Consider the following 17,394-nt stretch of genomic DNA (forward strand, 5'->3'; position numbering starts at 1 on the left):
GCCGTGCACCAAGCCGAACATTCGGCCACAGCGTTCATCACGCTCGACAGCTGCTTCACGCGCGGCTGCGTTGAATGGCGCCCATGCACCGCTTCCGGTGCACGCAAACAGGGAGATCGGCAACATGGGCATCATCATCTGGTTAATCGTCGGCGGCATCGTGGGTTGGCTGGCCAGCATCATCATGCGCCGCGACGCGCAGCAGGGCATCATCCTCAATGTGGTGGTCGGCATCGTGGGTGCATTGATCGCCGGTTTCCTGTTCGGTGGCGGCATCAACCAGGCCATCACGCTGTGGACCTTCGTGTGGTCGCTGGTGGGTGCGGTGATTTTGCTGGCCATCGTCAATCTGGTGACCCGCGGCCGCCTGCGCTAACGCGGCGCCTCATACAGTTCTCGCGTCATGCAACGCCCGGGCCCGCCCGGGCGTTGTCGTTTCAGCCTTTGGCGGCAATGCGATCGGCCGGATGATGCACGCCGTCTTCCACCGGCACGGCAATGTTCAACGCATACGGATTGACGCCCTCCAGGCAGCCGACGTTATAGCCGTATTCGTTGGGATTGGAGCGGCGCCGATGATGGGTGTAGATGCCGCACACGCCGCAGAAATAGTGCGCTGCCGTCTGCGTGTTGAATTGATACAGCTGCAGCACGTCTTCGCCCTGCACGACATGCAGGCCATCGAGGATGACCGACGCGACGATGGCGCCGCGACGGCGACACATCGAGCAATCGCAGCGGCGTGGATCGAGCAGGCCATGCGGCAGGTCCAGATCGATCTGCACTGCACCGCAGTGGCAACTCAGGCGATGCACCGGCCCCAGCGTGACATCGCCCACCTTGTGCGTGCTACGACGCAGATGCCGCTCGCTCATGCGCCGACCTCCGCCAGCCGCACCCACGCCGGCGCATGGTCGCTGGGGCGCTCCCAGGTCCGCGGTTCGCGGTCGATGCCCGATTCCACCGCGCGCGTGCGCAAGGCATCGGACACCAGGGTCAGGTCGATACGCAGGCCCAGATTGCGGCGGAAACCGGCCTGGCGGTAATCCCACCAGCTGAAGTGTTCGGCGTCCTGGTTGTGCAACCGGAATGCGTCGTGCAGGCCCAGCGCCAGCAGCTTGTCCAACGCGGCGCGCTCGTCGGTCGAAGTGAGGATGTGGTGCTCGTTCCACACCGTCGCATCGTGCACGTCGCGCGCATCCGGGGCGATGTTGAAGTCGCCCAGCACCACCAGCTGCGGGTACCGCTGCAGCTCCTGCGCGATCCAGTCGTGCGCTGCGGCGAGCCAGCGCAATTTGTAGGCGTACTTGTCGGTGCCCACGTCCTGGCCGTTGACCACATACAGATTGATGATGCGCACGCCATCCACAGTGGCGGCGATGACGCGCTGCTGCACGTCGTCGAGCCCGGGGATGCCCATCTGCACGTCAACGGCCGGCGAGCGCGACAGGATCGCCACGCCGTTATAGGTTTTCTGCCCGCAGAACACGCTGCGGTAGCCCAGTGCCGCCAGCGCCGCATCGGGGAACTTGTGGTCTTCCAGCTTGGTTTCCTGGATGCCCACCACATCCGGCGCAAACGCGGCGAGCCACTGTTGCAGGTGCGGCAGGCGCACATTGAGCGAGTTGACGTTCCAGGAGGCAATCTTCATGGCGCGGACCGTGGTTCAAACCACCAATGGTACCGCGCCATGTGTCGCCCTCAGGACGGTGGAGCCCGGCGTGGCAGAACCGGGGCATTCCGCCACGCGCTGCGGTTGTGTCGTTGGGAAGGCGCGTGCGGTCCTGGCCGTGCGCGTTATCGGTGCTGCCCATTGCGCTGGCGCACTGGATCGGCGCAACGGACACGCTTGCCCGCGAACGGTGGCGCTGCCAGTCCGGCGACCGCCGCCGTCGCCGAAAGCGCGAAGCGGGCACCTGCGCCGGACAGCCGCCGCCAATTCAATCACTTAGCGTGAAGCAATCCTCCCGGTTGATGTGGGTAAGCTTGCCCGACCCCCATGACACCGCTAGCCATGCCGTCCTCCGCCGCAGTCGCATTGCCGCCGCAGTCGCCTGCCTTTCCCAGCCTGAGCCGCAACGAGCGCGACATGCTTGACCGCCTGCGTCTGGCCGGTGCACTCACCCGTGCCGACCTCAGCCGTGGCACCGGCTTGACCATGCAGACTGCGGTGCGCCTGATCGAAGGTCTGCACGCGCGCGGCATGGTGCAGATGGGCGAGGTGGTGGCACGCCACGGGCGCGGTAAGCCCGGGGTGGCGGTGTCGCTGAATCCGGCGCATGGGCACACGTTGGGCATCTCCATCGCCGCCGATGCGCTGGCCCTGGCACTGGTGGATTTTTCCGGTGCCCTGCTCGCCTGCAGCGAGGCCGCGCTGACCGACACCACGTTGTACGGGGTGCTCACCCAACTGCAGGCCGCCGATGCGGCGCTGCTGGCACGCGTGGACACAGCCGGCGCGCGCCTGGGCATCGGCGTGGCGCTGGGCGGGTACTTCACCGGCGAGGATGCCTTCATCCATCCGCCCCAACCGCTGCGCGCCCTGGGCCAGATCGCACTGTGCCCGTGGCTGGCCGAGGCGTTCGGGCAACCGGTGTGGATGGATAACGACGGCAGCGTTGCCGCCGCCGGCGAAGCGATGCTGGGGGTTGGCCGGCGCCATCGCGACTTTGCCTATTTGTCTGTGGGTGACGGCCTGGGAGGCGGCCTGGTCATCGATGGCCAGGTGATGCGTGGGGCACGTGGCAACGCCGGCACATTCGCCGACATCTTGCCGGCGCCGCAGCGGGAGCCGGCCACCCTGGAAGTGCTGCGCGAACTGCTGGCCGAAGACGGCCTGGCGTTTGCCGATGTGCGCAGCCTGCTGGCGGCCTACGATCCGGCCTGGGAGGCGATCGAGCGCTGGATTGCCGGCAGCGTACCTGGGGTCGTGTCGATCGTGTCGGCCATCACCGCCGTGTGCGACCCCGACGCCATCGTGTTCGGCGGTCGCCTGCCGGGCGATCTGGCGCAACGCCTGGTCGCCGCAGTGCAGATCGCCACCCTGCCACGCGGCGACCAGGCGCGCCTGCCGGTGCTGCTTCTGGCCGAGGCGCCTGCCGATGCCTGCGCGATTGGCGCGGCCAGCTTGCCGTTGCAGGCGCGTTATTTCGGCTGAGCGAGGCGCTGCCCCGCGCATGGCCGGCGCGGCTAGCGTCCTTGCTGCGAAGAGAGATGCGTTCCCCGGTGAGCCGAAGCGCTACCGTCATTTCGTAGTAGCGGCAGATGGCGGCAGCAATCGTCGAACAATTCCATCGCCAAACCGCGTGCCTGTTGCTGCTGCTGTTGAGTAAGCGCGTCCAACATCTCGTCTTCGGCCTGCAGCGGCGCAGTTGCATCCAGCAGCTGCCCCGGCGGCTGGCGTGCAGCCAGTCGCCACGCCGCTGCATACACCGGGTCGGGCGCATGCAGCAGCGGCGATTCCACCACCTGCGCCAGGGTATCGATGGCATCGCGGTGACCTGCCAATGCCAGCGCCTCCAGCTCGCTCACGATGACAGCCACCTCGCGCTCTGCATCCGGCGACAACGTTGGCTGCGTGCCTGCAGGCGCGGCCGCCACAGCACGCTGCATCAGGTCGGCAGCGCGTTGCGCCAGCAGATAGCGCTGGGCAGCCGCGTCGCCACGCGCGGCGGCGGTCCGTAGCATCGCCTCGATCTGCAAGGGCGTGTCTGCCACGCATCCGGCCCGACCAGGCAACCCTGCGACCATCACCCCACCGCGCGCGATCTGCGCAGCCTGTTGGTGCTGACGTTCGCGGCAGGCGAGTTGCTGCATGGCAGTATCGAACAGGCTGCGCGAGATGTTGTCCGATCGCTGGCGCGATCGGGCCGCGACCGGAGGCGTGCCTGGCATCATCGATTTATCCTGCACGTGCCGGGGGCTGAAGCATGCAACGCGCACAGCCACCACGCGCTGCACGCCAGCAATACCATGACCGCGACACGCAGGCCCCAGCTCGGCCAAGTTGGCCGCTCGCCAGATGCATGCACGGTATGCACTTGGCTTGTCATGGCCCCCTCAACGCAGTGCCGCTTCCAGCGCGGCGCGATCGAAACGCACCGGATTGGCCTGACGCAATTGCTCCAATGCGTTGGCAGCCGCCTCGTCGCGCAATTGCACTTCGATCTGTCCGCGTGCGCTGTCCAGGGTTGCCGGTCGCCGCGCATCGACACGGATCAGGTGGTAACCCTCCGCGCCACGTACCGGCGCCGACACCTGCCCCACCGCCAGGTCCTGCACCGGCGCGACGAACGCGTCCGCCACATTGCGCAGAAACATCGGCGACAGTTCGCCGCCTTCGGCCGCAGTACTGGCATCGTCGGACTGCCGCATCGCCAGTTCGGCAAACGGTGTGCCGGACTCCAGCTGTTGCTTGAGGCGCTGCGCCCGGGCAAGCGCCTGAGCATCGGTCAGGGGCGTCCCACGCCGCGCGGCGCCCTGCGGCTTCAACGCCACGAACAAATGGCTCAAGTGCACTTCATCGTAATCGTGGGGATGCGCATCGAACTGCGCTTTGATCTGCGACGCATCGATCTGCGCGCTTTCGCGCGCACGCGTCTACACGGCCTTGGCCAGGATCGCATCGGTCGCCTGACGTATGCGCGCGGCCACGACCGGGTCGTCCTGCAAATGCTCACGCCGAGCCTGCTCCACCAGCAACAGGCGATCGGCGAATTCGCGCACAAATTCCGGGTCGGCTGCACTGGCGGGATTGAAATCCTGTGGCAAGCCAGCCAGTGCAAGCACGCGGTACTCCTGGGCATCGAGCGCTTGCTTGCCGATCTGCAGCACCGTTGCCTGGTGACTGCGTACATCGGATACGGCAGCGCCGGCCTGCGCCGCTGCCACGCAGAAGATCAGGCTCACCGCTAGCGCAGCGAGCAACAAACGTGTGGACACCATACGACAACCTCCGTTAGACAAGACCCGACGGCGGTCAGCGCCGCCGTCGGGTCGGCCAGATGCACGCGTTATTCGTGCTTGCCGCGCGCACGCAAATAGGCGATGGCGGCCTTCGGGTCATCGGTGGTGATCAGGCCGAATGCCTCGTCGCGCACGATGAAATCCAGGTTGCCGCGATTGTCGGCGGTGTCTCGGCCACCGGAGTAGGAGAAATACAGATCCGACAAGGCATAGCAGCAGGCACCGCTGTTTTGATAGAACTTGCCGGCATACGGTCCATCGGGAATGGCCTGGAATACACCGACGCGATAACCGCGCTCACGAATGAAGTCGGCATCGCTCTGCAACAAGCCACCGAGCTGCTTGACGTTGATCTCCATCGTCTGCTGGCCGTCGTTCATCCACGCCGAGATCGTCTGGCGCACGTTGATCTTGCCGAGCATGTTGGTGGTGAACACCGGAATGCCGACCATGCCGCTACCGTCGGCACGGTAGGCATCGCGACTGGTGTACAGCGTTGCATTGACCTTGGCGGCGACATAGCTGCCGGAGGCCACACCGAACGCGCCTTCCGCCGCTTTGCGGACAGCGCGTACCGTCGCCGCATCCTTGATGTCGAACACCATCGGAGTGCGCAGGTTGTGCTGCTTGTAATAGGCGAACACGTCATCGACGCGCGGCACGTGATAGCCGGTAATGGTGTTGCGGTCCGGGCTCAGCAGGAACAGCGCGCTGACCTGCGACCAGGGTGTCACCAGCACCGATGGGTTCACGCCCTGGTTGGTGATCGGGTCGTATTTGACGCCGGGATGCTGCTGCCACACGGTGGTGGTGCGGCCAAGGTTGTAGTCGTGCAACAGGACCGGCACGCCATCGCTGGTGAGCTTGACGTCCAGCTCCACGCCATCCATGCATTGATCGTTGGCAGCCTGCAACGCGCCGCGCGAGTTTTCCGGCAGATCGGCGATCCCGGCGTATTTTCCCCATAGGCCGCGATGCGCCAGCACCGTGGTCTTGTCGGCGCCATTGAACAGGATGGCGTTCATTTTGGTTGCGCTGGAGTCGCCGCAGGCGGCCATCGCCCACTGTGGCAACGCTGCAAATAACGCAATCGTTCCGAGGCGCCGGCACGCACGGGCCAGCCTATGAATCTCGCAGGAAGTGGTCATGTCTCATTGTCCAGAGTGAAGGAAGGTGCATCCCCAACGACAAGGACCGACGGGTCGACACCATCGATGCACTCGCCGGACAGCACACTCGCTCAACGGATCAATGGCCGCGAGGGAGCGCAAGCCGGCCGCACTTGGCGGTCGGCTTGGCGAAAAACTTAGTCACTTTCCATGACCTAATTTCTTCGACCAGATGGCGGTTTGCTACCGGCGCGCAGCGATGGCGCACGCAACGAAAGACATGTCCAACATGTGTCGGCCGGGGTCTACTGCATGTGTTTCCCGGCGTCGGGACAACCACGAAGTGCCGGCGCTCGGCCTGCATAGGGCACTGCGCGTGCGCGCGCGCACCACCACGAACACGCGGCCACCTGGGCCAGGGCCGCGCGGGTATCTCGCACACGTCCCTGGCCGGGCCGCCAGCACAGCGGCGGCGGCGCCAAAACGCACAACGCCGGCACTGGGCCGGCGTTGTGCGGTCGCATCAACCATCAACCCATCTATCAGTGACCCGAAGCGCCACTGGCACCCAGGCCGGTTTCGGCACGGATCTGCTGCGCCTTGAAGGCGGCGCGTTCATTGGCTGCCTGCGGGCTGCGATCCAGCACCGAGAACAACCAGATGCCGACAAAGCCAATCGTCATCGAGAACAGCGCCGGCGAGGTGTACGGGAACGGCGCCGAGCCGGCCGCATTGCCCAGCGTGTCCACCCACACCGACGGCGACAGGATCGTCAGCACCAGCGAGGAGATCAGGCCGAGGAAACCGCCCACCACCGCGCCGCGGGTGGTGCAGTTCTTCCACAGCAACGACAGGATCAGCACCGGGAAGTTGGCCGAGGCGGCGATGGCAAAGGCCAGCGAAACCATGAAGGCCACGTTCTGCTTCTCGAACACGATGCCCAGCAGCACGGCGATCACGCCCAATACCAGGGTGGTGGCACGCGAGACCTTGAGCTCGGAGCCCGGTGCCGGGTTGCCCTTCTTGATCACCGTGGCGTACAGGTCATGCGACACCGCCGACGCGCCGGACAGGGTCAGGCCGGCCACCACCGCCAGGATGGTGGCGAAGGCCACTGCCGAGATGAAGCCCATGAACACGTTGCCGCCCACCGCGTTACCGACCAGTACCGCCGCCATGTTGGCCGCACCCTTGCCGCCGTGGATGGTGCCGGTGGCAACATCGGCGAACTGCGGATTGGTCAGCACCAGCGCGATCGCACCGAAGCCGATGATGAAGATCAGGATGTAGAAGTAGCCGATCCAGGTGGTGGCCCACAGCACCGACTTGCGTGCCTGCTTGGCATCGGGAACGGTGAAGAAGCGCATCAGGATGTGCGGCAGGCCGGCGGTACCGAACATCAGCGCCATGCCGAAGGAAATCGCCGAAATCGGGTCCTTGACGAAACCGCCTGGCCCCATGATCGACAGGCCTGCTTTCGCCGCATCCTCGGGCGAAGCGCCACCGCTGGCCGCGACCGCGGTCTTCACCCGTACGCCTTCGGCAAACAGCGCCTCGAAGCTGAAGTTGAAATGCCACATGATCGCCACGGCCATGAAGGTCACGCCGGTCAGCAGCAGCACGGCCTTGATGATCTGCACCCAGGTGGTTGCGGTCATGCCGCCGAACAACACGTAGATCATCATCAGCACGCCGACCAGGGTCACCGCCACCCAGTAGTCCAGGCCGAACAGCAACTTGATCAGCGCACCGGCACCCACCATCTGTGCGATCAGGTAGAACAGCACCACCACCAACGTGCCGGACGCCGCGAAGCTGCGGATCGCCGTCGGCGCGAAGCGGTAACCGGCCACGTCGGCGAAGGTGTACTTGCCGAGGTTGCGCAAGCGTTCGGCCATCAGGAAGGTCAGGATGGGCCAGCCGACCAGAAAGCCGATCGCATAGATCAGGCCGTCGTAGCCGTTGGCCATCACCGCGGCGGTGATGCCCAGGAACGAGGCCGCCGACATGAAGTCGCCGGCGATCGCCAGGCCGTTCTGGAAACCGGTGATGCCACCGCCAGCGGTATAGAAGTCAGCGGCCGACTTGGTCTTGGCCGCTGCCCATTTGGTGATCCACAGGGTGGCCAGCACGAAGAATCCGAACATGGCGATCGCCACCCAGTTGGTGGGCTGCTTGTCGACCTGGCCCAGGTCGCCGCCGGCGGCCAGCGCGATGCCGGCAGGCATCAGGCCGGCCAGGATCAGGAGAAGGCGCGAAGTCTTGCTCATTTGCGGGCTTCCTCCAGGATCTGCGCGGTCAGCTGGTCGTAGGTGTTGTTGGCGCGACGCACGTAGATGGCGGTGATGACGATGGTGAACAACATCACCCCGATCGCGATCGGGATGCCGATCGAGGTCACCCCGGCACCGATCGGCTTGGCGAGGAATTCCTTGTCGAAGGCAATCAGGCCGATGTAGCCGTAATAGGCCAGCAACATCAGTACGGTGAGCGTCCAGCCCAGCGTATTGCGCTGACGCTTGAGTGCGTGGTACTTCGGATTGGCATCGATCTTGGCGATCAACGCGTCATTCGAGACGGTCATGGTCTGTCTCCTGGTAGAGCGCTGGTAAGACATGAAGGCGGCGATGCCCGTTCCACCGCAGTGGAACAGGCCGCCAGTGGCAGAACGCTAGAAGCTGTACTTGGTGGTGAACTGCAGACGCGAGATGTCGCCGCTGTCGCCGTTTTCGGCTTCGCGACGGCCGTACATCAGCTCGGCGCCCACATCCACCTTCGGCAACGGCGAATAGAACACGTTGGCGCGAATGCTTTGCTGGGACTTGCTGGCAAGCCCACCGGTATTGGCCAGCGAATGGTCGTAATTCACCTGCGAATACATGAGGGTGCTGCGCAGCTTGGCGTTGTAGTCGTGCCGCCAGGCCACCCAACCGGCAACCGTGGTGACGGTCTGGATATTGCCGTCGATGTCGATCTCCACATCCGAGCCGTTGCCCAGGCCCAGATAGCGTCCCAGGCCCTCGCCGTAGCTGAGCTGGTAACGCAGATCGTTCTTGGAGTTGATGATCCAGCGGCCGCCGCCGGCGATGGCACCGCCGAAGTCGGTGTCGTTGGTCAGCGCGCTGCGGGTGCGGTACTGGCGCGCGATGGCCGACAACCCGAAGGTGCCCCAGGTGCCCTTCCAGTTGTAGCGTGCGGTCAGGTCCGGCATCGCGCCATGGTCGGAGGCCAGGATGGTATTGCCGCCCTGGTACGGGGTGGTCAGCGTCTCGGGGTTTTCGGCCGACACGCTGAAAGCGCCGCGGGTGTACCGGATCTGGGTCTGACGGCTGAACAACGCACCGTCGGTCGGCCCGACGATGTCGGCCGCTTCCGGCAGGATGGTGGGATCGATGAAGTTGGACCAGGTCTGACCGGCCAGCCAGTTGTTCCAGCTCATGTAGGCGTGCCGCAAGGTGCCGCCATACAGATTGTTGACCTGGTTGGCCAGCGCGTTGCCGAAGAAATCCAGTTCGATGAAGGCGGTGAGCTTGTCGCCGTTTTCGGTGACAGTGTCTACGCCCAGATTGAAGCGCGAGAACTTGGCGTGGAAGTCGGTATCGGTGCTGGACGCCTGCCCGCCGACCGGCGTCTGCGTCGGGATATACAGGTAACGTCCCACCGCACCCTCAGGCAGTGCGCCGTCGCTGGTGCGGGTGGTCATGAAGTCGGCCTTGATGAAACCACCGTAACGGAACGTTGTCCCCGGCAACGCGTTCGGCGTGATGCTGGTCAGCTGGATCGGCTTCTTGCCGGCAGGCACCGCCGGTGCCGGCGGCGTCTGCGCCTGCAAGGTACGCACTTCGGTGACCTGCGTCTGCGTCTGCGCGATCTGGCCCTGCTGCTGTTGCTGCGCGGACACCAGCATCTGGACCTGACGCTCGAGCTCGGCGATGCGCGCTTCCAGTGCCTTTTCCTTGGACGTCTGGGCGAACGCAGCGCCCGGCGATAAGGTGGCGACCAACAAGGCGGCCGCCAACGGATGGCGCACCAGCGGTGCAATACGGTGTTTCATGGAACCCTCTCCCCAATGAAGGCCTCGCGCTTGATGGCGATGCTGTGCGGAGCGTGAGGCAGTCCGCGCTTCGGAGCCTATTCGCCTTTGGTCGTAGCTGCAACGCAGCATTCCGCAAGATGACCGATGGTCGCACCGCATCACGCCTGGCATGTGCGTTGCCCCACTCATCCGGGTTACGACCATGGTCTAAGGCGCCGTTGACCGCCGGGACAGAATGGATGCGGCACACTGATTGCCTACCGAGGGCAGCCGCAACGCCCTCTTCCGACAAGTTCATCGCAAGTGAGGGTGCCATGGCTGATGTTTATCCCGTCGATCCCGCGTTCGCCGCCGATGCGCGCGTGACGCGCGAGCAGTACGCCGCGCTGTACCGCGAATCGATCGAACACCCCGAACAGTTCTGGGGCAAGGCCGCGCAGCGGCTGGAGTGGTTCAAGCAACCGACCCAGATCAAGGACGTCAGCTATGCGCTGGACGACTTCCACATCCGCTGGTTCGGCGATGGCGAGCTCAACGCCAGCGTCAATTGCCTGGACCGCCAGCTGGCCACGCGCGGCGACAAGACCGCGCTGCTGTTCGAACCCGACAGCCCGGACGCGGCCTCGTACCCGGTGTCCTATCGCGAGCTCTATGAACGCGTGTGCAAGCTGGGCAATGCGCTGCGCAACCTGGGCGTCAAGAAGGGCGACCGGGTCACCATCTACCTGCCGATGATCGTCGACGCCGCCGTGGCCATGCTGGCCTGCGCGCGCATCGGTGCGGTGCATTCGGTGGTGTTCGGCGGCTTTGCTGCCAACTCGATCGCCGACCGCGTGATCGACTGCCAGAGCAAGCTGATCATCACCGCCGACGAAGGCCTGCGTGGCGGCAAGAAGATTCCGCTCAAGGCCAATGTCGATGCAGCACTGAAGATTCCCGGCACCAATACGGTGGAAACCATGCTGGTGGTGCGTCATACCGGTGGCGCAGTGGATATGCAGGCACCGCGCGATCGCTGGTTCCACGACGTGGTCGACGGCCAGCCGGCCGAGTGCACGCCCGAGCGCATGAACGCCGAAGACCCGCTCTTCATCCTCTATACCTCCGGCTCCACCGGCAAACCCAAGGGCGTGTTGCACACCACCGCCGGCTATCTGTTGTTTGCCAGCTACACGCATGAAGTGGTGTTCGACCTGCGCGAGGACGACATCTATTGGTGCACCGCCGACGTGGGCTGGGTCACCGGCCACAGCTACATCGTCTACGGCCCGCTGGCCAATGGCGCCACCGCGGTGATGTTCGAAGGCGTGCCCAATTACCCGACCGTCTCGCGCTTCTGGGAAGTGATCGACAAGCACCAGGTCAGCATCTTCTACACCGCACCCACTGCGATTCGCGCACTGATGCGCGACGGCTCCGAGCCGGTCAAGAAGACCTCGCGCAAGAGCCTGCGCCTGCTTGGCAGCGTTGGCGAGCCGATCAATCCAGAAGCCTGGCGCTGGTATTACGAGGTGGTCGGCGACAGTCGTTGCCCGATCGTGGACACCTGGTGGCAGACCGAAACCGGCGGCATCCTGATTTCGCCGCTGGCCGGCGCGGTCGATCTCAAGCCAGGCTCGGCCACCTTGCCGTTCTTCGGCGTGCAGCCGGCGCTGGTCGATGCCGAAGGCAAGATCCTGGAAGGCGCCACTGAAGGCAACCTGGTGCTGCTCGATTCCTGGCCGGGCCAGATGCGTAGCGTGTATGGCGACCACCAGCGCTTCATCGACACCTACTTCCGCACCTATCCGGGCAGCTACTTCACCGGCGACGGCTGCCGTCGCGATGCCGACGGCTACTACTGGATCACCGGCCGCGTGGACGATGTGATCAACGTCTCCGGGCACCGCATCGGCACCGCCGAAGTGGAAAGCGCGCTGGTCTCGCACCCAAAGGTCGCCGAAGCGGCCGTGGTGGGCTTCCCGCATGACGTCAAGGGCCAGGGCATCTATGCCTATGTCACCCTGATCGCCGGCGAAACCCCGAGCGAGGACCTGCACAAGGAATTGGTGAGCTGGGTGCGCAAGGAGATCGGCCCGATCGCCTCGCCCGACCACCTGCAGTGGGCGCCGGGCCTGCCCAAGACCCGCTCGGGCAAGATCATGCGCCGCATCCTGCGCAAGATCGCCGAGAACGCGCCCGACCAGCTTGGCGACACCTCCACGCTGGCAGATCCGTCGGTGGTGGATTCGCTGGTCAACGAGCGCCTGGCGCGCTGACGCGCTGGCGCGCGTGGGAATGGAGAATCGGGAGTGGGGAATCGGCAGAGCGGTTCCCTGGTTGCTGAGAGGGGGATGGGGATGGGGATTCGTCGGAAGCGAATCTCCTTGCTGCGCTGCCATCGTCGTCAACTGATTTCCTCCAACGCCGCCCCACTCAATTCGTTCGTTACTTCTTTTGTTGTCGTGTGCTGCCTGTGCCCTCGTTAGTTGCTGCTTGCTTGCCTGCTTCTGGGCTGCTCTTGATTTCGCGATTCCCGATTCCCCACTCCCGATTCCCGGCTCCCCAATGACCACCCTGCTCATCGCCGACGACCATCCCCTGTTCCGTGAAGCCTTGCGCGGGGCGGTGCAGCGCGTGATGCCGGGGGTGGAACTATTCGAAGCCGATAACGTGGATGCGCTGTACACCCTGGCCGATGCGCAGCCGGACGCCGATCTGCTGCTGATGGATCTCAACATGCCTGGCGCGCAGGGATTCAGCGCGTTGGTGCACATGCGCTCGCTGCATCCGCAGTTGCCGGTGGTGGTGGTCTCCGCACGCGAAGAGCCCACGGTGATGCGGCGCGCGATCGACCACGGCGCGTTCGGCTTCATTCCCAAATCCGCCGATTCAGACACCATCGGGCGGGCGCTGGCCACCGTGCTCGACGGCGAGCGCTGGATCCCGGCCGAAGCGCAAAACCTGCCGCCGACCGACAGCGAGGAACGCGAGGTTGGCCAACGTTTGCGCGATCTCACGCCACAGCAATTTCGCGTGTTGCAGATGCTGGGTGCCGGGCGCCTCAACAAACAGATCGCCTACGACCTGGGCGTGTCCGAAGCCACCATCAAGGCCCACGTCACCGCGATCCTGCGCAAGCTCGGCGTCACCAATCGCACCCAGGCAGTGCTGATGGCCGGCAAGCTCGCCATCGATGCCGACGGCATCGTGCTGCCGCCGCCGGAAGAGGAATGAGTCGCGCCGGACGTCCTGCGTTGGGCGTCTCGGGAACACTTCATCGCGCCCGGGTGCGCGCCTGCGCCTGACCCGGCATCCATCCGAGTCACCCGATGCGCTGCGCTACATCGCACGCTCCGGCACCGCGGTAGGAGCGCACCCGGGCGCGAGGGCGTTATCGGTAGTGCGGTATCGCGCGCAAGCGCGTTCCTGCACTTTCAGGCCGTGTCCCCAATTCCGGCGCGCACACCAACAGCACGTGCAACTCGCGCATCGGCACCAAGTTGGGCTGCGTGAACTGGAAGGTCAGCGGGTCGGCTTTTTCAGTTCGCCATCCAGGCACACGCTCGGGATGGCGCTGGCCGCCTGCTTGCGAATGGTCAGCCGGAACCCCAGGCAACTGGCGGGCAAGATTCCCACCTGGCTGGTGCTGTACGACGCGCCGGGCACGGCCCGCAGCGACGGCGAGTGCGTGGAAGCAGCGCCACCGTATCGATGCCGGCGGGCAGCAAACGCTGCGCGCGCCGGTGCAATCGTGCCTGCGCCAGCATGCCGGCCTCAACGCAGGCTGTTGCCTGCTTGATCGGGCCGTTCCAGTGGTTGCCGTTCGTGCGCACGTAGCACAGGTTGGTCCATTCCAGACCGCACTTGTCCTCACGACGCTGCATGCTGGCCTGGGTCGTCGGTTCGATACAGGTGTCTTTGCATATGACTCCAGCCACTCCCTGCTGGGCTGCGGAATGCCGGTGGACAGGCGGTGTGTAGCGGTGGCGGATCTGCACTCTGACCTTGGCAGGAAATTCCTGCTGCCAGACGAAGTAGGCATCAAGCGTGAATCGCGCCGGCCCATCGCCATCGACCCAGTGCGGGCAGCGGTTTGCGTCCGTTCGGCGGCGTGGCCGGTGCGGTAAAGGCGGCGACATTGTCCTGGGTCCAGCCGGTGGCGGCGAACGCAGTGGAGTTCTTGCTGCCGTCATCCAGGAGCATACCCAGCTTGCGCGCGGTGGCAGCCGGCTTGCCGTCGGCCCAGAGTTTGAAATCGCTCAGTGCCTTGTTGTCGGCCATTCGGTAGTACATCGGCAGTATCAGAAAGACCACCGGTACGCTCAGGTCGCGCTCGCTAGTGGTGGCGAAAACGTTGTGCGCGCTCGCGCAACGTCATCCCAGCCTTCCACGCGCTTGCCCATGCCAATGCCGCTTTGCACCCTTCCACGATGCGCTGATTGCGCAAATGCCGATCGCGACACCCTGCTTCAGTGACAAGCCCAAGCGCGGGGGCGTGATCGCATCCACAACCGCATACCGTGCGACATCGCAGTTGTCGATATCACCATTGACCATGAGCTGATGCCTGGGCAAGGCTCGAGCACCCAGGACGCTTTGGAGCTGGCATGGCGCGACGTTTCCCCTGGCTCTGGATGGGCCTGCTGGTGGCCTGTGCATTGATTGCGGTGCTGGCGTGGCAGAACCGGCAGCTACGCGTGCAGCAGCAGTGGCTGCAGACGCGCATCAGCACGCCGTATGACGGCATGTACGTGCCGCGTATCGAAGCGACCGATGGCGATGGCCGGCGGCATCTGCTCGGTGCGCCGCAGGGGCCGGCACAGGTGCTGTTCTTTTTCACCACCACCTGCCCGTACTGCCAGCGCTCGGCACCGACCGTGCTGCGGGCAGCGCGGGAGCTGCAGGCCAACCTTCCCGGACGGCCGCAGCTGTTGGGCGTGTGCCATTGCGATGCGGCGCAGGCGGCGCGCTACGCCCATGTGCACGGTTTCGATTTCCCGGTGGTCACGTTGACCGATCGTCGCGCGCTGATGCTGTTCCGCGCACGCAATGTGCCGCTGCTGATGGCCATCGATGGGGAGGGGCGCGTGCGTCATTCGCATCTTGGCATTTTCGATACCACGGAGCGGGTGCAGGACCTCGTTGCCGCCTTGCGCCGCACGGACGCGCCAGCGGCTTTTGCAACGGTGAAGGAGTAATGCATGAAGAAGCGTTGGGTAAGCTTGCGTAATGCGTTGATGGCAGCGACCTTTCTTGCCAGTACCGGGTTCGGTGCCTTCCAGGTGATGGCGGTCGATAACGCACAGCCGAAAGTCGAATCGTGTAGTGCATGGGCCTGCAAAGCCGAGTGTCCGGAATTCGGCGGCGACCTGGGCCAGGGCAACGTCTGCTACTGCTGCGGTTAATTGCGATCGCGAGAGCGACTGCCTCGCTATCGGATGGAGCAGGCCGGCGTACGGAATCGGCATGTACACGTCTACATTCCAATTCTTCGTGCCGTCCGCATCCGGCTGACGCTGTGCACAAGGCCTCGATGGTCGCTGTCACGCCTGACGGCGAGGTCCCCCGGGCCTCGCCGTTTGACTGCAGCGCTATGTGGGGCACGCCACATCCTTACGTCAGCGCGCGATAACGGAAGTCGCGCATCACCACGTGGCCTTGTTGCGCGGCGTAGACGCCCAGTTGCAGGCTCAGAAAGCCGCCGAACACGTTGTGATGGAATCCGGACACTTCCATGCGGGTGGGGTGACGCGCCCACTGCCGGCCGTCGTCGAAGGAGTATTCGAAACTCACGATCTGGTGGTCGTTGGTCAACCGCACCCGAATGCGCCGATGCGTATTGGGCGCGCGTGCCCACACCAGTTCTTCGGAATATTCGTAGGTCTTCATGGTGTCGGCAGTGAAGCCGATGCCGACGAAGGCCTTGTGGTTATAGAACAACACCATGCCGCCTTCGGCATTGCCGACCAGTTCCAGCGTCAGCTCTGCCATGTAGGCGCGATCGGGCACGCCGCAGGTCAGGGGCGTGCTGTCGATCGGCGAGCTGCCCGCACAGGCCAGCGTCAGCGCCTTGTGCGCACGCCGCACCCGCGCCTGTTCGCCGGGCTTGGGCGCATGCAAGCTCCATTGGGTGCCGAACCTGTCGCTGGAAAAATCGTCGGACAAGGCCAACCCCGTCGCCGGCGCCATGCCGCCGGCAGGCACGCGTGCCGGTGTGCGTAGTGGTTTGGACAGATCGCCGCCAGTGGCGCGAAACCAGCCGTCGGCCGTCCACTCGATCGGCTCCAGCAAGGTCTGCCGCCCCAGCGTGCGAAAGCCGTTTTCGTAGCCGTGATAGACCATCCACCAGTCGCCGCGCGGCCCTTCCACCAGCGTGGCATGCCCGCGCGACCACCACGGCTCCTGCTCCGATTGGGTGCGCACCAGCGGATTGCGCGGGCAGTGCTCCCACGGCCCATGCACCGAGCGCGAACGCGCGGCGATGACCATGTGCCCGGTCACCGGCCCGGCGGTGCCGCCAACGGCGGTGACCAGGTACAGCCACCCATCGTGCCAGGTCAGCTTGGGGCCTTCGGGCGCGAAATTCTCCACCACCCAGTGGTCGGGATAACGCCACGGCGCATAGGCCGGTTCCAGCGGCCCGTCGGTGGCCAGGCCGTCATCGCGCAGGCGGATCTTGCGGATGCCGTTGACGAACAGATAGCGCTTGCCGTCTTCGCCGACCACGTGGCCGGGATCGATGCAGCCGGCGATCTTCAGGTCGATCGGTGCGCTCCACGGCCCGCGGATGTCGTCGGCCCAGATCACGAAGATCGACCAGCCGGTGTCGTCCGGATTGGCCGGGATGTAGATGTAGTAGCGATCGTTGTGCTTGCACAGGTCCAGCGCCCAGATCGTGCCCAGCTCCTGATGCAACGCCGGGCCGATCGGGGTCCAGTTGACCAGATCGGTGGAATGCCACAGCACGATGCCCGGGTAGGAAAAGAACGACGAAAACGTCATGTAGTAGTCGTCGCCATCCTTGAGGATGGTGGGGTCGGGGTGATCGCCGGCCACGATGGGATTGAGATAGGTGCCGTCGCCCAGATCCGCCTTGCGCTGCCCCTCCACACCGCGCGCCCACTGTGGCGTGCGTGCGCACCGTGTCGCCGACGCCTGGGCCGCGGCCGCCAGCGGTGCGACCAGTGCGCCGGCAGCCAGCCCCTTGAACAAATCCCGCCGTGTCGTGTCTGCCATGCGCCAGGTTCGTTGAAGAAGGCAGGTATCTAGCCGCACCGGCTGTCATGCCGCAACCGCAGGCGG

Annotated in this window: 14 protein-coding genes and 3 pseudogenes; 6 read left to right on the plus strand and 11 right to left on the minus strand. The window is 65.0% G+C overall.

Annotated elements, in window-relative coordinates; all coding sequences use genetic code 11:
• The first annotated feature begins 124 nt into the window (after positions 1–124).
• The gene (locus ACCQ00_RS20215) at positions 125–376 is read left to right on the plus strand and encodes a GlsB/YeaQ/YmgE family stress response membrane protein (protein ID WP_005914591.1); all 252 of its coding nucleotides are present in this window, start codon (positions 125–127) and stop codon (positions 374–376) included.
• 61 nt (positions 377–437) lie between these two features.
• Here the strand turns inward: ACCQ00_RS20215 and ACCQ00_RS20220 are convergent, their stop codons facing one another.
• Together ACCQ00_RS20220 and xth are read right to left on the minus strand one after the other, a co-directional pair.
• Positions 438–875, minus strand: coding sequence for a GFA family protein (locus tag ACCQ00_RS20220; protein WP_039567253.1), 438 nt, complete (start codon positions 873–875; stop codon positions 438–440).
• Complete coding sequence (gene xth / locus ACCQ00_RS20225) at positions 872–1,651, minus strand: exodeoxyribonuclease III (protein ID WP_008575976.1); 780 nt, start codon at positions 1,649–1,651, stop codon at positions 872–874. Before xth ends, ACCQ00_RS20220 begins: the two co-directional genes overlap by 4 nt.
• A 363-nt stretch (positions 1,652–2,014) precedes the next feature.
• On the opposite strand from xth, the gene ACCQ00_RS20230 reads away from it, so the two are divergent.
• Positions 2,015–3,157, plus strand: coding sequence for an ROK family protein (locus ACCQ00_RS20230; RefSeq protein ID WP_039567257.1), 1,143 nt, complete (start codon positions 2,015–2,017; stop codon positions 3,155–3,157).
• A gap of 32 nt (positions 3,158–3,189) precedes the next feature.
• On the opposite strand, the gene ACCQ00_RS20235 is transcribed toward ACCQ00_RS20230, so the two are convergent.
• From ACCQ00_RS20235 to ACCQ00_RS20260, 6 genes and pseudogenes are all read right to left on the minus strand, one after another.
• The gene (locus ACCQ00_RS20235; RefSeq protein ID WP_039567258.1) at positions 3,190–3,897 is read right to left on the minus strand and encodes a hypothetical protein; all 708 of its coding nucleotides are present in this window, start codon (positions 3,895–3,897) and stop codon (positions 3,190–3,192) included.
• A 162-nt stretch (positions 3,898–4,059) separates the two neighbouring features.
• Positions 4,060–4,944, minus strand: a pseudogene (locus tag ACCQ00_RS20240) (peptidylprolyl isomerase).
• Positions 4,945–5,012: 68 nt separating this feature from the next.
• Positions 5,013–6,023, minus strand: coding sequence for a glycerophosphodiester phosphodiesterase family protein (locus ACCQ00_RS20245; RefSeq protein ID WP_080948774.1), 1,011 nt, complete (start codon positions 6,021–6,023; stop codon positions 5,013–5,015).
• A 593-nt stretch (positions 6,024–6,616) separates the two neighbouring features.
• On the minus strand, positions 6,617–8,344 hold the full coding sequence (locus tag ACCQ00_RS20250; protein ID WP_017156032.1) for a cation acetate symporter: 1,728 nt from the start codon (positions 8,342–8,344) through the stop codon (positions 6,617–6,619).
• Positions 8,341–8,658: a DUF485 domain-containing protein gene (locus tag ACCQ00_RS20255; protein WP_039567262.1), complete on the minus strand. Its 318-nt coding sequence runs from the start codon at positions 8,656–8,658 to the stop codon at positions 8,341–8,343. The genes ACCQ00_RS20250 and ACCQ00_RS20255 overlap by 4 nt, the downstream gene beginning before the upstream one ends.
• An 87-nt stretch (positions 8,659–8,745) precedes the next feature.
• A complete protein-coding gene (locus tag ACCQ00_RS20260; RefSeq protein WP_039567263.1) occupies positions 8,746–10,128 on the minus strand; it encodes a DcaP family trimeric outer membrane transporter in 1,383 nt (460 codons plus the stop codon).
• A 296-nt stretch (positions 10,129–10,424) separates the two neighbouring features.
• On the opposite strand from ACCQ00_RS20260, the gene acs reads away from it, so the two are divergent.
• Positions 10,425–12,368: an acetate--CoA ligase gene (gene acs, locus ACCQ00_RS20265; protein WP_372354014.1), complete on the plus strand. Its 1,944-nt coding sequence runs from the start codon at positions 10,425–10,427 to the stop codon at positions 12,366–12,368.
• A 289-nt stretch (positions 12,369–12,657) separates the two neighbouring features.
• Complete coding sequence (locus tag ACCQ00_RS20270) at positions 12,658–13,326, plus strand: response regulator transcription factor (RefSeq protein ID WP_017156036.1); 669 nt, start codon at positions 12,658–12,660, stop codon at positions 13,324–13,326.
• A 217-nt stretch (positions 13,327–13,543) separates the two neighbouring features.
• On the opposite strand, the pseudogene ACCQ00_RS20275 reads toward ACCQ00_RS20270, so the two are convergent.
• Positions 13,544–13,698 (minus strand): annotated as a pseudogene (locus ACCQ00_RS20275) (DUF4424 family protein); the annotation flags it as partial.
• A 227-nt stretch (positions 13,699–13,925) separates the two neighbouring features.
• A pseudogene (locus ACCQ00_RS20280) lies at positions 13,926–14,385 on the minus strand (DUF4424 family protein); the annotation flags it as partial.
• 341 nt (positions 14,386–14,726) lie between these two features.
• Here ACCQ00_RS20280 and ACCQ00_RS20285 point away from each other — a divergent pair.
• Both ACCQ00_RS20285 and ACCQ00_RS20290 read left to right on the plus strand, forming a co-directional pair.
• Positions 14,727–15,290: a peroxiredoxin family protein gene (locus ACCQ00_RS20285; protein WP_162292280.1), complete on the plus strand. Its 564-nt coding sequence runs from the start codon at positions 14,727–14,729 to the stop codon at positions 15,288–15,290.
• A 3-nt stretch (positions 15,291–15,293) separates the two neighbouring features.
• Entirely contained in the window at positions 15,294–15,497 is a 204-nt protein-coding gene (locus tag ACCQ00_RS20290; protein WP_039567269.1) for a hypothetical protein, read from the plus strand.
• Positions 15,498–15,705: 208 nt separating this feature from the next.
• Here ACCQ00_RS20290 and ACCQ00_RS20295 read toward each other — a convergent pair whose 3' ends face one another.
• Positions 15,706–17,328: a family 43 glycosylhydrolase gene (locus ACCQ00_RS20295; RefSeq protein WP_039567271.1), complete on the minus strand. Its 1,623-nt coding sequence runs from the start codon at positions 17,326–17,328 to the stop codon at positions 15,706–15,708.
• Positions 17,329–17,394: the final 66 nt, after the last annotated feature.

Source organism: Xanthomonas sp. NCPPB 3761, assembly GCF_041475705.2.
In the GTDB taxonomy this organism is placed as follows: Bacteria; Pseudomonadota; Gammaproteobacteria; order Xanthomonadales; family Xanthomonadaceae; genus Xanthomonas; species Xanthomonas phaseoli.

Bases quoted from the DNA above. Each gene is read 5' to 3' on its own strand.
- ACCQ00_RS20215 (WP_005914591.1), top strand. From the start codon at position 125: ATGGGCATCATCATCTGGTTAATCGTCGGCGGCATCGTGGGTTGGCTG.
- ACCQ00_RS20220 (WP_039567253.1), bottom strand. From the start codon at position 875: ATGAGCGAGCGGCATCTGCGTCGTAGCACGCACAAGGTGGGCGATGTC.
- xth (WP_008575976.1), bottom strand. From the start codon at position 1,651: ATGAAGATTGCCTCCTGGAACGTCAACTCGCTCAATGTGCGCCTGCCG.
- ACCQ00_RS20230 (WP_039567257.1), top strand. From the start codon at position 2,015: ATGCCGTCCTCCGCCGCAGTCGCATTGCCGCCGCAGTCGCCTGCCTTT.
- ACCQ00_RS20235 (WP_039567258.1), bottom strand. From the start codon at position 3,897: ATGATGCCAGGCACGCCTCCGGTCGCGGCCCGATCGCGCCAGCGATCG.
- ACCQ00_RS20245 (WP_080948774.1), bottom strand. From the start codon at position 6,023: ATGGCCGCCTGCGGCGACTCCAGCGCAACCAAAATGAACGCCATCCTG.
- ACCQ00_RS20250 (WP_017156032.1), bottom strand. From the start codon at position 8,344: ATGAGCAAGACTTCGCGCCTTCTCCTGATCCTGGCCGGCCTGATGCCT.
- ACCQ00_RS20255 (WP_039567262.1), bottom strand. From the start codon at position 8,658: ATGACCGTCTCGAATGACGCGTTGATCGCCAAGATCGATGCCAATCCG.
- ACCQ00_RS20260 (WP_039567263.1), bottom strand. From the start codon at position 10,128: ATGAAACACCGTATTGCACCGCTGGTGCGCCATCCGTTGGCGGCCGCC.
- acs (WP_372354014.1), top strand. From the start codon at position 10,425: ATGGCTGATGTTTATCCCGTCGATCCCGCGTTCGCCGCCGATGCGCGC.
- ACCQ00_RS20270 (WP_017156036.1), top strand. From the start codon at position 12,658: ATGACCACCCTGCTCATCGCCGACGACCATCCCCTGTTCCGTGAAGCC.
- ACCQ00_RS20285 (WP_162292280.1), top strand. From the start codon at position 14,727: ATGGGCCTGCTGGTGGCCTGTGCATTGATTGCGGTGCTGGCGTGGCAG.
- ACCQ00_RS20290 (WP_039567269.1), top strand. From the start codon at position 15,294: ATGAAGAAGCGTTGGGTAAGCTTGCGTAATGCGTTGATGGCAGCGACC.
- ACCQ00_RS20295 (WP_039567271.1), bottom strand. From the start codon at position 17,328: ATGGCAGACACGACACGGCGGGATTTGTTCAAGGGGCTGGCTGCCGGC.